Raw genomic sequence first — 13,304 nt, 5'->3', positions numbered from 1 at the left:
AATCCCGAAAGATGCGCTCGGGATTCGCCAACGAGCCCTTCAGAAATGAGATTGACCGCTTCAGTCGCCTGCCTGGTATTGACTGTCTCCTTCGCCGCCGCCGCTGCAGCGCAGGAGACCCCCAAAAACCCCGCCGATAGTACCGCGCCCCCGGAAGTCACTCCCGCCGACACCGGACGCGCGCAGAAACTCGAGCCGGTCGCGGTAAGGGCGACGCGAGGCAGATACGTCCCGGGACTCAACAGGTCGGGGCTCAAGTCTCCCGTGCTTCTTCGCGACGTGCCGCAGTCGGTGTCGGTCGTCTCGAGCCAGATGATCCGCGACGGCGGCATGCAGAGTCTGGCGGACGTCGCGCGCTATATCCCCGGAATCACGGCGGGACAGGGCGAGGGAAACCGCGACCAGATGATACTGCGCGGCAACAGCTCCACCGCGGATTTCTACGTCGACGGTGTGCGTGACGACGTCCAGTACTTCCGCGACATCTTCAACGTCGAGAGCGTCGAAGCGCTGAAGGGCCCGAATGCGATGATCTTCGGACGAGGCGGCGGCGGCGGAGTCATCAACCGTGTGATGAAGCAGGCCGACTTCAACACGGTGCGGGACGTGAGCGCCGAAGTCGGAGCGTACGACCACAGGCGCTTCTCGGCCGATCTCGGCCAGGCGTTGTCCCCCTCGATGGCTACCCGCCTGACGAGCATGTATCAGTCATCCCGGTCGTTTCGGAACGGCGTCGATCTCGAGCGCTACGGAGTGAATCCCACGCTCAGTTTCAGCGGACCGAACACGAGTGTCGCCGTCGGATACGAGCATTTCCAGGATCATCGGACGGCGGATCGCGGAATTCCGTCGTTCGAGGGTCGCCCTTTCGAGGCAAACCGCTCGACGTTCTTCGGAGACCCGCGGGCGAGCCACTCGGACGCCAGAGTAAACGCTGCAACCGCTACGATCACGCATCAAGCGCCGGCCGGCGTGATCCTCACGAGCCGGACTCGGTTCGCCGGGTACGACAAGTTCTACAGCAACGTTTTCCCCGGCGCAGTGAGTGCGACCGGCACCACGGTCAGCATCTCGGCGTACGACAATGCGACGACGCGTAGAAATTTCTTCACGCAGGCCGACGCGGTGCTGCCGGTGTTCACGGGCCGCATCAACCACACGATGGTGCTCGGTGCCGAGGCAGGAAGGCAATCGACCGACAATTTCCGGCGCACGGGATACTTCAACGGCACGGCAACGGCGACGTCGATGCCCGTATCGAGCCCGACAATATCCGCGCCGCTGGAGTTCAGGCAGAGCGCGACCGACGCCGACAATCACGTCGACAATACCGTTCTGTCACTCTATGGACAGGATCAGATACGCCTCTCGCAGCGATGGCAGATTGTCGCAGGACTCAGATACGAGAGCTTCGACATCGACTTTCAGAACAACCGCGATGACAGCTCGCTCAGCCGTCAGGACGGGATGATCTCCCCGCGCGTCGGACTTGTTTACAAGCCTCGTGCGCCAATCTCACTGTACAGCTCCGCCAGCGTTTCGTACCTCCCGAGCTCGGGTGATCAGTTCTCGGCGCTCACAGAGGTGACGCGGGCGCTCGAGCCGGAGCGCTTCGTCAATTATGAGACCGGCCTGAAATGGGACGTGAGCGATCGCCTCGCATTCTCAGCCGCAGCATATCGCCTCGATCGCGACAACACTCGGGCGAACGATCCCACGGACCCGGCGCGGATACTTCAGACGGGTAGCCAGCGGACGAATGGATTCGAGCTCGACTTGCGTGGTGAGCTTACACAGGCCTGGGAAGTCGCAGGCGGGTACTCCTGGCAGAACGCGTTCATCAGCAGCGCTACGACCGCTGCGCCACGCGGAGCGCGGGTACCACTCGTTCCGCGAGCCGCGACGTCGCTGTGGAACCGCGTGAGACTGACCGACCGCGTGGCACTCGGCGCCGGAATCATTCACCAGAGCAAATCGTTCGCGGCAATCGACAACACGGTTACGCTGCCCGCGTTTACGAAGCTCGACGGCGCGGCTTACTATGCTTTCGGTCGCAACCTGCGCGCGCAGATCAACGTCGAGAACGTGTTCAACGCGCGCTACTACCCCACGGCAAACAACAATAACAACATCAGCCCGGGTGCTCCGCGAACGCTCCGGTTCTCAGTCACGACGGGATTTTAGAGTACTTGCGGGACCGCGACGGCGCCGCGCGATCCGCGCCGTCGTCAAACACCCTTCCGGAGCGCCTGCGCCTTCAGTCTGGTTGATCGGCGGAAGCGAGGTGGCGGGTTTGTTAGGCAGGCATGGGTGCGGGCTCGATGAACAGCTCGTCCACGTAGCACCACGCCCAGTCTTCCCCCGGCTCGAAGCTCCGAATGATCGGGTGGGCGCTCGCGTGAAAATGCGCCGTGGCGTGCCTGCCCTGAGAATTATCGCAGCATCCGACGTGGCCACAGGTCATGCAGAGGCGAAGGTGAACCCAGGTCAACCCCGTCTTGAGACATTCCTCGCAACCCTGCGGCGTTCGCGGCTGAACGGGACGAATCGAATCGAGGTGGATGCAGTTTGTCATGGTGTTCTGCGTCAGCGCGGGACGGAACGAATTGCCGCACTATTCGCGCCGCTCCGCACCCTTTTCTCGCGTGCCTAATGGCAATGTTGCCATTAGGCACCTGAGGTCAGACGTCCGGGTCCGCGACGATTACCTGCGCGCGAGCAGCTCGTCCAGCCGATCGAAGCATTCGTTCCAGCCGCCGGCGTGACCGTCGCGCGAATCCGCTGAATCGAAACCGGATTGACGGAACGTCATCTCCGTTTTCCCCCCGCGCTCGACGAGAGTCACCGTGACGACAGTTTCCGGGCCGGGATCCCCGTGCTCATCCAGCCACGCGTGCGTGAACACGAGCCGCTTCGGCTCCTCTATCTCGCGATACACGCCGGCAAGCCATAAGTCAGTCCCGTCAGGCTTCCGCATGCAGGACTTCCACGCGCCACCGGGCCTGAGCTCACCCTCGGCCACGGGAATCGTGAAGCCCTTCGGAGCCGACCACTGCTTGATTCGCTCAGGCTCCGTCCAGGCCTTCCACACGAGATCGCGTGGCGCATCGAACACGCGGGTGATGACGAGCTCTCGATCGTTCGCTGTCACTGTGTCGCTATTTCTTTCGGCCACGTTTCTTCTCCTTTGATTGGACGTTCAGTAGATAGTCTTCGAGACTGTCGAAGCTCTGCTCCCAGTAAACGCGATAACGCTCCACCCAGTCGGCGACCTCCTTCAGCGGTGCGGCCTCGAGCCGGCACGGCCGCCACTGCGCCTCGCGCCCCTGCGTGACGAGCCCCGCGCGCTGCAGGACCTTGAGATGCTTCGAGACGGCAGGAAGGCTCATTTTGAACGGTCTCGCCAGATCGGACACAGAAGCTTCGCCGGAAGCAAGCCCGGAGAGGATCGCCCGCCGTGTCGGATCGGCTAGAGCGCCGAACGCGAGGTTCAGTCGTTCCACTGAGAGCCGCCGATCGCCCGTAGCGTATTTAACCATATGGTATAATACACCAGACGGCAAATGCTGTCAACCGCTTGCGCAGTTGATCAGTCCTCACCGAATATTTCCACCACAGATGGTTACGAGCCCATAGATGATCGAAAGCAGAGCGTGAACACAAGAGCGCGCATCACGGGCGTCCTGGCACCGGTCGTCACCCCTTTCAACGCGGATCTTTCCCCCGATCCGGAGCGGTTGGCCAGGCATTGCCGCTGGCTGCTGTCGCAGAATGTCGGCCTGGCTGTATTCGGGACGAATTCCGAGGCGAATTCGCTGGCGGTCGACGAGAAAATCGAGCTCCTCGACCGACTCGTTGACAGCGAAGTGGACCCGGCGCGCATGATGCCGGGCACCGGTTGTTGCGCGCTGACGGACTCGGTTCGGCTCACGGCACATGCGACGAAAGTCGGCTGCGCGGGAGTGCTGATGCTCCCACCGTTCTACTACAAAGGCGTGAGCGAGGAGGGACTCTTCCGAAGCTTCGCCGAGGTGATCGAGCGCGTCGGCGACAATCGCCTGCGCATCTACCTCTATAACATCCCGCCGGTTTCACAGGTCGCGATCACGGTTCCATTGATCGAGCGACTGCTCGAGGCGTATCCGGAGATCATCGCGGGCGTCAAGGATTCCTCGGGCGATTGGAGCAACACGAAGGCGTATCTCGACAACTTCGGCAAGCAAGCTTTCGACGTCTTTCCGGGAAGCGAGACCTTCCTGCTCCAGGGGCTACGGAATGGGGGAGCGGGCTGCATCAGCGCCACGGCGAATGTGAACCCGGCCGCCATTGCGCGGCTCTTCGCCACATGGCAGGCGGCCGATGCAGACGAACAGCAGTCGGCGCTCAATGAGATTCGTGGTGTCTTCGCGAAATATCCAATGATCCCCGCGCTCAAAGCCGCGATCGCCAGCTACACCGGCGATGCGGACTGGGCGGTCGTACGTCCCCCGCTCGTCGAGCTTTCGGCAGAACAGAACACTTCACTGCTCGAGGATCTCGTGCATGCCGGCTTTACCATGCCGGGACTCGAGAGATCGACGGCGGCCGCATAACCCGGTGTTTTAGAGGAAGACCCTCACTCGTCGACGGGAGCGATAAGAACCTCCGGCACTCCATCGACGAACCGCACCTTCACCGCCCATGGATTACAGCAGACCTCGCAGTCCTCGACGTACTCCTGCACGGGGCCGCCGCCGGGATCGACGGCGATCGTCACAGTCTCGCCGCAGTAAGGACAGACGACATCGGCCGTCGTATCCACGGTGCCATCTCCGAGAGGAAAATCGGCATCGAGGTCCGAATCGCCATTCTGCCCGTTGTTGCTCATGCGGCGGGAACATCCGCCAAGCCGCACGCACGCGCCCTCTCGAGCAGAAGCTCACGCTTACGCTCATTTCGCGTGAGCGATGCAGCGCGCTCGAATTCCTTGCGCGCCTCATCCAGCCTCCCGAGCTTCGACAGGAGATCTCCCCGCACGCTGGGCAGTAAATGGTATTTCCTGAGTGAGGGCTCCGACTCGAGCGGCTCCACGAGCTCGAGTCCCGCCGCCGGGCCGAACGCCATCGCCACCGCCATCGCCCGGTTGAGCTCGATCACAGGCGATGGAGTGAGCCTCAGAAGCTCATCGTACAGGGATGCGATCCGTTCCCAATCGGTTTCGTCCGCCTTTCTGGCTCGCGCGTGACAGGCGGCGATCGCCGCCTGCAATCCATACGGCCCGAGCCTGCCGCCCAGAATCTCCGCTCGCTCGAGCGCGGCAAGTCCGCGCCCAATGAGCACGTAGTCCCAACGCGCTCGATCCTGATCGAGCAGCAGTATGGGTTCTCCCCTCCGCCCGGTGCGCGCGCGGATCCGCGACGCCTGAATCTCCATCAGCGCAACGAGCCCATGCACCTCCGGCTCCAGCGGCGCGAGCCCGGCTAGTATGCGCCCGAGTCGTAACGCGTCCTCGCAGAGCGCGGGGCGCATCCAGTCGTCACCCGCGGTCGCCGAGTATCCCTCGTTGAAAATGCGATACACAACCTCCAGCACCGAGGAGAGACGCGCATCGAGCTCCCCGCCACGCGGGACCTCGAAGGGAACCTGTGCATCGGAAAGCGTCCGCTTGGCGCGAACGATTCGTTGCGCGATTGTCGGCTCGGGGACGAGGAATGCACGCGCGATCTCATCGGTGGTGAGGCCGCCGAGCAAACGCAGCGTGAGCGCAGCACGGGCCTCGGTCGAGAGAATCGGATGACACGATATGAAAACGAGACGGATGAGATCGTCGCCGACGTTATCGTCGATCGCGGCGTCGAGGTCGGGCACCCCCATCGCCTGCTCAGCCTCGAGCTCAACGCCGATCTGTTCGTGCTTCCTGTCGAGCAACTTGTTCCGGCGCAGCGCATCGATCGCGCGGTGCTTCGCCGTCGCCATGAGCCAGGCGCCGGGGTTGTCGGGAACGCCAGAGGCGGGCCATTTCTCGAGGGCAGCGACGAGTGCGTCCTGAGCGAGGTCCTCGGCGAGACCAACGTCGTGCACGATCCGCGTGAGACCCGCGATGAGCTTCGCGGACTCGATTCTCCACACGGCGTCGATGGCGCGGTGCGCATCGGAAACGGTCACGATTTCCAATCACACCATCTTCATTCCCCGATGCAAGCCCGTTGCACAGGGCGCCGGTCTCCTTACACGCTTGCTTTGACTTTGAGAGACTCCCACCGGGCCTTCAGCCTCTCCGCCCACCCGGGCGCATTGGGATCGACGATCTTGATCGTAATCGAGCCCACATAGGCCGTTCCCGAGATTCTGAGGACGGGTGCATCGGGGGGCGGATCGGCATTCCCGATGCGCTTGACGTCGAAATTGCCGAGCATCCCGTCGCCGTCACACTCAACGCGGATGTCGGCGGGAACCGTCACTTCGATATTCGCCATGAAGCCGTTGAGCTCCATGTCGCTGATCCCCGCGCCCATTCGTGCGTAGGTGAGGTCGAGCTCGACAGTCCCCATGCACGCGAACGCCTTGAACTCCCGAGGGACAACCCATTCCCCCTCGCGTTTTTCGGTCGTCCACCAGGCCACGACTCGGCTCAGCTCCGGGATGAGATCCTCGGGGAGAGTTCTCACCAGGACGCCGTGTTCGGCGGTGTGACGGACGCGATAAGGAGGGGTCACAATGGTCGGACGAATTTCGCGTGCCGTGAGTTTCACTGAAAGCTAAACCGCCGGTATCCCCTTTGAGGCTTCCGACAGGGATGCCCGGAATTCGGGTCTTCCGGGCACCGAACTGGCAGAGTGCCGTCTATTGCGATACGATGCGGATCGGCCTTTGACCTTCCCTTTAACGGAGGAAGAGCGTGTCACTAACACACCAGCGCCGCGGGCTCACGCTACTCGGTATCGCGGGCGCTTTGCTAGCCTCCGGCACCGCCTGTAACGAGCGGGAGCCGTCGCGCGTCGATCCCGCTGCGGCGGTGTTCGCAGATTTCGGTAAGCGGGTCGACGCATATGTCGCGCTCCGGAACCAGCTCGCCGACTCCGTCGGCGAGCTCGATCCGACGAATAGCCAGGCGGAGATTACCGTCCGCGCGGCCGCGCTTGGGAACGCGATAATCGCCAAGCGGTCCGGAGCGAAACAAGGCGACATCTTCACGCCCGAAGTGGCGACCGTCCTTGCCACGCTTATCAAAGAGGAGTACAGCCGCCGCTCCGAGCCGGTGCAGGAAACCCGCGAAGATCAGCAGGAGGAGCTTCCGGATTTCGTCCCAACAGTGAATCAGATTTACCCGACGTCGTATCCGCTTGCGACATTCCCTCCGGCGCTGCTGCCATTGCTGCCCCAGCTGCCGAAGGAGGTCGAATATCGCATCGCCCAGGACTATCTCCTTCTGCGGGACATCGAAGCGAACCTGATACTCGATTTCATGCCCAACGCGGTTCCAACAGGAGGCTGACCATCGTGACGCCACTCATCCGCCTTGTCGTCGTCATGGCCATCTGCTGGCCGGCGTCTCTCGAGGCGCAACAGGCGCAGCAGGCGCAACAGGCGCAGCAGGCGCAACAGGCGCAACAGGCGCAACCGGCTCCGCAGGCTCAACAGCCGGACCTTCCGCTGCGGCCTGGATCAGTACGATTTCTCGTGATGGGCGACGGAGGCACCGGCGACACGCCACAATACGAAGTGGGCGCGCAGATGGAGCGGTACCGCCAGCGGTTTCCGTTCACCTTTGCCATCATGCTCGGCGACAACATCTACGGGCGGGAGCGGCCTCAGGATTTCGACAAGAAGTTCATCAAGCCGTACAAGGCGCTGCTTGACGCGAAGGTGGAGTTCCACGCTGCCCTCGGCAATCACGACGATCCCAACCAGCGTTACTTCAAGCCTTACAATCTGGACGGCGCCCGCTATCGCACCTTCAAGAAAGGGAACGTGCGATTCTTCGTCATCGACAGCAACTATCTCGACGTCGAGCAGCGAAAATGGCTGGAGAGAGAGCTGGCATCGTCGGGCTCCGACTGGAAGATCGCGTACTTCCACCATCCGCTTTACACCACGGCGCGCCGTGGTCCGGAAGTCGAGCTTCCCGCCATCCTCGAGCCTCTATTCGTCAAGCATGGCGTGCAGGTGGTGTTTGCCGGCCACGAGCATGTATACGAACGGCTCAAGCCACAGAAGGGCATCTACCACTTCACGGTTGGCGGAGCGGCAAAGCTGCGCGCCGGCGACACGCGCCAGGGTCCGCTGACAGATGCCACTTTCGACAGGGATCGCTCGTTCCTGCTGGCCGAGATCACCGACAAGGAGATGTACTATCTGGCGATCAGTCGCTCTGGGAACGTCGTGGACAGGGGAGTGATCGCCAGAAAGTGAGCGGGCCAGCGGGCCAGCGGGCCAGCGGGCCAGCGGGCTGAGACCGGAGTGCCTCCGCCGAAGCGGGGGTAGGTTCCCCTTCCGTCAAATGATGCTCAGGGTCCAATCCCTCCGATCTCCTCGCGCAGCGCCTCGAGCTCGGCGATCGCTTCGAGGTCGCGCGGGCGCCCCGCGGCGCGCTTGGTGGCGATCAGCCAGTCCAGGTTCAGACACCTGGTGCGATGCGTGAAGAGTGTGACGTCGATTGTGTGAGCGAGCAGATCGTTGTAACGCCCGCCGCCAGTCACTTCGCCAAACAGATCAATGTCGCCGGCAGTTGTGGTGAGGGTGAAATTCAGACCCGCTCGCAGCGTTGCGGCCGACCACTGGAACGGAAGGCCGCGCGGGGCGCCACGCAGGTAGGGCTTGAGCGGACGCAGCGCGCGGACGATGCGATCGAGATTGGAGTCGGTTCTGGCGTAACAGACGTCGACGTCCTGCGTGAGGCGGCTGGAGCCGTGGACTGTCGCTGCCACGCCGCCGATGATGATGTGCTCGACGCCAGTCTTATGGAGAGCGCCAAGCAGCCGGGCGAAATCGGTCATCGTTTCTTTCGAGCGACTCGTCCGGCGCGATTGGCTTCCTCGGCGAGGCGAGCGAGCGCCTGGAGCGATCTCACTCGTTCGTCTACGGTTTTTTCGAGGTTTCGGCGCAGCAACGACCGGTCGATATCGCGTTTGAAAGCTTCGATCAGCGGATCAGCGGTGGGTCGGGGAACGAGCTCGACGTCGAGGTTGAAGCCGGTCGCTGCCAGCAGCCGCGCCAGGGTCTCGAGCGTGGGGCTGGTCTGGCCGCGCTCGACCCGGGCGACGACGGACTGCGCGGTTCCGGCCCGGCGGGCGAGCTCGCGTTGGGTGAGGGCGGCTCGTGTTCTCGCCTCTTGAAGCAGCGGCACCCAGTCCTTGATAGCGTTCATGCTATCATGATAGCGTATTAGCTATCCAACGCAAGACGGGAAGGGCGGCCTTACGGGAGCAGCGGCCAGGATGCCATCGATTTCATGGACGGTTTAGGCTACGCGCAGATCCCGTCCGCCGGCACTTCTCTGCCACAGATGGTCATACACCCGATTCGCAACCGCTTCTGTCTCCTCTTCGGTGAAAGGCGGCCGCGGCAGCGACCTTCTACGCAGCCTGTTCCGTTATCGCTGAGCGTTGGACGCGGCCTGCTGGCGCAGCCGCTCCTCCTGCTCCCGCAGTTCGGGCGTGAATGCCTCTCCGAAGTCCTCCGATTCAAAAATCTGTCGGATCTCGACTTCCTCTCCTCCATGGAACGGCGCGCGCTTCAGCCACTCGATCGCTTCCTCCTTCGACTTCACCTGCCACATCCAGAACCCGGCGACGAGCTCCTTCGTTTCGGCGAACGGACCGTCGGTAACCGTGCGCTTCCTGCCGTCGAACTTCACTCGCACGCCCTTCGAGCTCGTCTGAAGCCCCTCGCCCGCGAGCATCACGCCGGCCTTGACCAGCTCCTCGTTGAACTTCCCCATCTCGGTCAGCATCTTCTCGTCGGGCAGAACGCCGGCTTCACTCTCCGCGTTCGCCTTCACCAGCACTAGGAACCGCATTGTCGTATCTCCTGTTCGGTTTCGGGTTTCGGACCTGGCTTCAACCCGCTCTACCTGGTCTCTACAAGTACGTCGAACGACCGGGAGAGAAATCGACAAGGTTTACGATTTTTCTTTCTGGTTCCCGCCCGGAGCCGCGATTCGTCCGCAACTCCCGGGCTAGCTCCTCGTCAGCGCACCAAGGATCTAACGAGCAATCCTGAAGTTGAACATCGGCGTTCCCAGAGCAGCGTAGAGGCGCACCCACACGGGGCTGCGAGCATTGGCCCGAGCGTCTGTCCGACGATTCCCGACCCTATGATCCCGATTTTAGTTCTAAGAGCCTCCTCAGCGCTTCTCGCCAGGTCGATATCGCGCGACCGCGCTCGCATCGACATCGCGCACGGTAAACGCGACCTTCTTCATCTCGCCTTTCGCGAACATCGCTGCCTGGCTCGCGTGCCACGGTGACTCGGGTTTCGCGCTCTCGCCGTAGGCGAGCACCGAGTACGCGCGCGGGACGTCGGCAAACTCGACGGCCAGCACCCAGCCATCGCCTCCGCTCGCAACGAGCTTGCCGTCGGGAGCGCGCGTGAAGCCAAGCACTCGAAAACAGCCGAGGGCGCATCCGCCGACCGGCACGTCGACGCTGCCGTGTCGAACACGATGCACCTCACCCCACTCCTTGTCCCAGCTTCCATACAGAAGCGTCGTCTCCGCTACAGCCCACGCGAATGACTGTGCTGCACGGGTCGGATCCGCGAGCCCTCGCGGCGTGGTAGTCGGCTGGGCGGCAGTCCACACCGTCGAAAACAGAAGCGAATCCGGAACACGCCGCTCCTGAGCGTTGCTGCCCGGCCGCGACGAGTACCGCTGCCACCAGACCTCGAACAGTGTCGAGCCTCGACTCTCGGCCGCGCCGGTGTTGTTCCACTTCTCGAGCATCACGAGCGCTGAAGCGACGTCTCCCGTCGGGTTGGTCGCCCTCACCGCCGCGATGAGGTCCGGCTTCACACGGTCGGCGAGGAGCATTCTGTAATTGTGCTTCATCCTGATGACGTCTTCGAGCGACACCTTGTTGTCGCCGCCGACCAGCTCGAGGCCGAGCTGGCTGCGAAGCGAAAGGCGCGGCTTCTCGAAATTCGGGTACGCATTCGTCGTATCGATGCGGCCGCGAATGTTGGTGAAATGCGGCGAGGCGTTCTCGTTATGGATGTACCCGCCCTTTGGATTCAGAACCTGCGTGAGCGAATCGAAGGGGACGTACCGCGTCCACACGTCCCGCATCCCTCGCGCCGGGAAAGCGATGGTATCACCACCGGGCGCATGTGGAAGCGCCGGCAACGACGCATTCCATAGATAGAAGATGTTCCCCGCCCCGTCGGCGTAAGTGAAGTTCGACGTCGGACGCGCGCGTAGCCGCATCGCATCCTTCCATTGAGCCAGCGAAGTCGCGCGCATCATGTGCAGCATCTGCTCACCGGCGCGAAACTCTCCTTCGGTTGCGGCCTTGACGATGTAGATCTTGCCGTTGCCGCGATAAATCACCGGACCGAGCTGCGTCGACCACAGCTCACGCGATTCTGTTCCGATACCGTCGCCGTTTTTGAACTCGACGGTGATGAGCTCGCGCGTAACCGGGATCGAAGCTCCGTCGAAGAGATAGTGATCGGTCTTCGCGGGATCGACGTCGAGAGCGTAGAACTCGTCGAGGTCGGCCTGACTGTTCGTCGTCGCGAAGCCGAGGAAGCGGTTGAAGCCACCTACCTGGCTGAACGGACCGCCGATGCGAAAGTCGCCATAGAAGTCGAGGACTTTGGGCACAGTGATGTGCGCTTCGTAGTATCCGGCCGTCCACTGGAGGTGTGGATTGCGAAGGAGGATGGCCTTGCCTGATTTCGTGCGCGAGGGCGCGAACGCCCACGCGTTGGAGCCGATTACCTCCGCACTCCGGGCGTCGCCCTCACCATCTGGTTGTCTCGTCGTGTCGCGTCGTGATGGCGGTTTCAGACGCGCGAGAAACCTGTCGATCGCGTCGCCCCCGCTCGCGGCGCCGCCCATGTCCCTCGCCGCGACATCGTGCCCCGTGAAGTTTGCCGGCATCCCCGCCGGAAACTCCTCCGCGCGCAGGGCGATGTAGCGATTCATTCCCGCGGCGAAGCCCTCGTACACGTCGCGCGTTGCCTGCTCGAGACGAGGGTACGTAGCGGCTGTCCGGCTGCGGTTGCGGCGGTCTTCGAAATCCGATTCGATGCTGTCGAGGCCGAAGACTCTGGCCATCTCGCCGCGGGCCCGCAGAGCCATCAATGCGGCGCGCGGTCCGTAGTCCTCCAGCTGGAGCCACCCCAGCGCGTAGCCGGCGGCGCGAAGGTTTTCCGCGCGGATGTGCGGCACGCCGTGAGCAGTGCGGATGATCTCGACCTGACGCCAGAGCTCGGGGTCGGGTGCTTGAGCGGCCGCGGGAAAAGCGTTGACGAGAATGAGTCCCGCCACGCTGGCGCGCATGATTGTTCGCATGCGAATAAATCTGCGCGACGATTGTCGGGGTGCGTCAGGGGCGATTCACTACGAGATCAACTGCAAAATCAACTCAGAAAATCACAGATCCGCGATCCCGGAAGCGTAGTCGGCGAGTTGCGAGAGTAACATCGAAACTCGCTGACCATGCCTCTGAGATCTCGGCTCTGTGGTTTTCTGAGTTGCTGCTGCCGTTTAGATCCCTGTCTCCTTGCCGGTCAGCTTGTCCCACGCATCGCGAACGGAGTCCTTGACGTTCTCCCACGTGGACTTGCCGCGTCCCTCGAACGCATTCCACCCGCTGCGAAGATCGGGCTCGACGTCGGTGAAGTTCCGGCCCCGGTAGAGACCATACGACTGGTACGCGTACCGGTATCCAGGCTCGTAGTCCTCGAAAGTGCGGTCCGCCATTGCGTAGGGGCGATTCCTGAAGTTCTCACGCCACCATCCGCGGTCGCGATTCCAGTCCCCCGAAAACGTGCCGCTGGGCGTCGTTCCCAGGTCCGTTTCCTTGCGGTTTTCAATGTTCGCCATCTTCCCTCCTTATTGGTGAATCAGAGGAGAATGCCGCAGACACCGTGCCGTTTTCGAACTTTCAACCCGGTCCGGCTACAAAAAAATTTGTGACATGAGTTGGTGCTTTTTCGGCATCGGTGACGGAGGGTTCGAAGAGATTCGACTGATTATCCGGAGTGTCTCCGAGCTGGCGCCAAGGCAGGCGAAACGCCACTCAGCATGTCGAGTTGTGTTGTTGTCAAAACAAAAAGAGAAACGGTCGGGTGTGGGCACCAGGCTTAAGCCGGTAAGACTC

At 62.4% G+C, this 13,304-nt stretch carries 15 protein-coding genes; 4 read left to right on the top strand and 11 right to left on the bottom strand.

The window, feature by feature from the left end; all coding sequences use genetic code 11:
• Positions 1-45 precede the first annotated feature (45 nt).
• Entirely contained in the window at positions 46-2,184 is a 2,139-nt protein-coding gene (locus VES88_15565; protein ID HYN82906.1) for a TonB-dependent siderophore receptor, read from the top strand.
• Between the two features lie 112 nt (positions 2,185-2,296).
• Here VES88_15565 and VES88_15560 read toward each other — a convergent pair whose 3' ends face one another.
• From VES88_15560 to VES88_15550, 3 genes are all read right to left on the bottom strand, one after another.
• Positions 2,297-2,575, bottom strand: coding sequence for a UBP-type zinc finger domain-containing protein (locus tag VES88_15560; protein ID HYN82905.1), 279 nt, complete (start codon positions 2,573-2,575; stop codon positions 2,297-2,299).
• Between the two features lie 129 nt (positions 2,576-2,704).
• On the bottom strand, positions 2,705-3,175 hold the full coding sequence (locus VES88_15555; protein ID HYN82904.1) for an SRPBCC domain-containing protein: 471 nt from the start codon (positions 3,173-3,175) through the stop codon (positions 2,705-2,707).
• Positions 3,159-3,503, bottom strand: coding sequence for a metalloregulator ArsR/SmtB family transcription factor (locus tag VES88_15550; protein ID HYN82903.1), 345 nt, complete (start codon positions 3,501-3,503; stop codon positions 3,159-3,161). The genes VES88_15555 and VES88_15550 overlap by 17 nt, the downstream gene beginning before the upstream one ends.
• A 150-nt stretch (positions 3,504-3,653) precedes the next feature.
• On the opposite strand from VES88_15550, the gene VES88_15545 reads away from it, so the two are divergent.
• On the top strand, positions 3,654-4,592 hold the full coding sequence (locus VES88_15545) for a dihydrodipicolinate synthase family protein (protein HYN82902.1): 939 nt from the start codon (positions 3,654-3,656) through the stop codon (positions 4,590-4,592).
• A 23-nt stretch (positions 4,593-4,615) separates the two neighbouring features.
• Here VES88_15545 and VES88_15540 read toward each other — a convergent pair whose 3' ends face one another.
• The 3 genes from VES88_15540 to VES88_15530 all read right to left on the bottom strand — a co-directional run bounded on the left by VES88_15540 (position 4,616) and on the right by VES88_15530 (position 6,731).
• Entirely contained in the window at positions 4,616-4,867 is a 252-nt protein-coding gene (locus VES88_15540) for a CPXCG motif-containing cysteine-rich protein (protein HYN82901.1), read from the bottom strand.
• Positions 4,864-6,144 carry an RNA polymerase sigma factor gene (locus VES88_15535; GenBank protein ID HYN82900.1) on the bottom strand — a complete coding sequence of 427 codons (1,281 nt, stop codon included), beginning with the start codon at positions 6,142-6,144 and terminating at the stop codon, positions 4,864-4,866. The genes VES88_15540 and VES88_15535 overlap by 4 nt, the downstream gene beginning before the upstream one ends.
• A 62-nt stretch (positions 6,145-6,206) precedes the next feature.
• Positions 6,207-6,731 (bottom strand): LiaF domain-containing protein, encoded by a 525-nt coding sequence (locus tag VES88_15530; protein ID HYN82899.1) that lies wholly within the window; start codon positions 6,729-6,731, stop codon positions 6,207-6,209.
• Positions 6,732-6,877: 146 nt separating this feature from the next.
• Between VES88_15530 and VES88_15525 the strand changes: the two genes are divergently transcribed.
• Positions 6,878-7,474: a hypothetical protein gene (locus tag VES88_15525; protein HYN82898.1), complete on the top strand. Its 597-nt coding sequence runs from the start codon at positions 6,878-6,880 to the stop codon at positions 7,472-7,474.
• A 5-nt stretch (positions 7,475-7,479) separates the two neighbouring features.
• Positions 7,480-8,391 (top strand): metallophosphoesterase, encoded by a 912-nt coding sequence (locus tag VES88_15520; protein ID HYN82897.1) that lies wholly within the window; start codon positions 7,480-7,482, stop codon positions 8,389-8,391.
• Between the two features lie 95 nt (positions 8,392-8,486).
• On the opposite strand, the gene VES88_15515 is transcribed toward VES88_15520, so the two are convergent.
• The 5 genes from VES88_15515 to VES88_15495 form a co-directional block, all read right to left on the bottom strand.
• Positions 8,487-8,975, bottom strand: coding sequence for a hypothetical protein (locus tag VES88_15515; protein ID HYN82896.1), 489 nt, complete (start codon positions 8,973-8,975; stop codon positions 8,487-8,489).
• Entirely contained in the window at positions 8,972-9,346 is a 375-nt protein-coding gene (locus VES88_15510; protein HYN82895.1) for a helix-turn-helix transcriptional regulator, read from the bottom strand. Before VES88_15510 ends, VES88_15515 begins: the two co-directional genes overlap by 4 nt.
• 225 nt (positions 9,347-9,571) lie before the next feature.
• Positions 9,572-9,997 carry a YciI family protein gene (locus tag VES88_15505; GenBank protein HYN82894.1) on the bottom strand — a complete coding sequence of 142 codons (426 nt, stop codon included), beginning with the start codon at positions 9,995-9,997 and terminating at the stop codon, positions 9,572-9,574.
• 327 nt (positions 9,998-10,324) lie between these two features.
• Entirely contained in the window at positions 10,325-12,493 is a 2,169-nt protein-coding gene (locus VES88_15500) for a penicillin acylase family protein (protein HYN82893.1), read from the bottom strand.
• 195 nt (positions 12,494-12,688) lie between these two features.
• Complete coding sequence (locus VES88_15495) at positions 12,689-13,027, bottom strand: hypothetical protein (protein ID HYN82892.1); 339 nt, start codon at positions 13,025-13,027, stop codon at positions 12,689-12,691.
• Positions 13,028-13,304 lie beyond the last annotated feature (277 nt).

Source organism: Gemmatimonadaceae bacterium (assembly GCA_035633115.1).
Classification (GTDB): Bacteria; Gemmatimonadota; Gemmatimonadetes; order Gemmatimonadales; family Gemmatimonadaceae; genus UBA4720.
The sequence above is the reverse complement of the archived record's forward strand: the minus strand, read 5'-3'. Positions and strand labels throughout refer to the sequence as shown.

Excerpts from the sequence above, each read along its gene's own strand:
- VES88_15515 (HYN82896.1), bottom strand. The coding sequence starts at position 8,975 with ATGACCGATTTCGCCCGGCTGCTTGGCGCTCTCCATAAGACTGGCGTC.
- VES88_15560 (HYN82905.1), bottom strand. The coding sequence starts at position 2,575 with ATGACAAACTGCATCCACCTCGATTCGATTCGTCCCGTTCAGCCGCGA.
- VES88_15510 (HYN82895.1), bottom strand. The coding sequence starts at position 9,346 with ATGAACGCTATCAAGGACTGGGTGCCGCTGCTTCAAGAGGCGAGAACA.
- VES88_15565 (HYN82906.1), top strand. The coding sequence starts at position 46 with ATGAGATTGACCGCTTCAGTCGCCTGCCTGGTATTGACTGTCTCCTTC.
- VES88_15505 (HYN82894.1), bottom strand. The coding sequence starts at position 9,997 with ATGCGGTTCCTAGTGCTGGTGAAGGCGAACGCGGAGAGTGAAGCCGGC.
- VES88_15495 (HYN82892.1), bottom strand. The coding sequence starts at position 13,027 with ATGGCGAACATTGAAAACCGCAAGGAAACGGACCTGGGAACGACGCCC.
- VES88_15540 (HYN82901.1), bottom strand. The coding sequence starts at position 4,867 with ATGAGCAACAACGGGCAGAATGGCGATTCGGACCTCGATGCCGATTTT.
- VES88_15500 (HYN82893.1), bottom strand. The coding sequence starts at position 12,493 with ATGCGAACAATCATGCGCGCCAGCGTGGCGGGACTCATTCTCGTCAAC.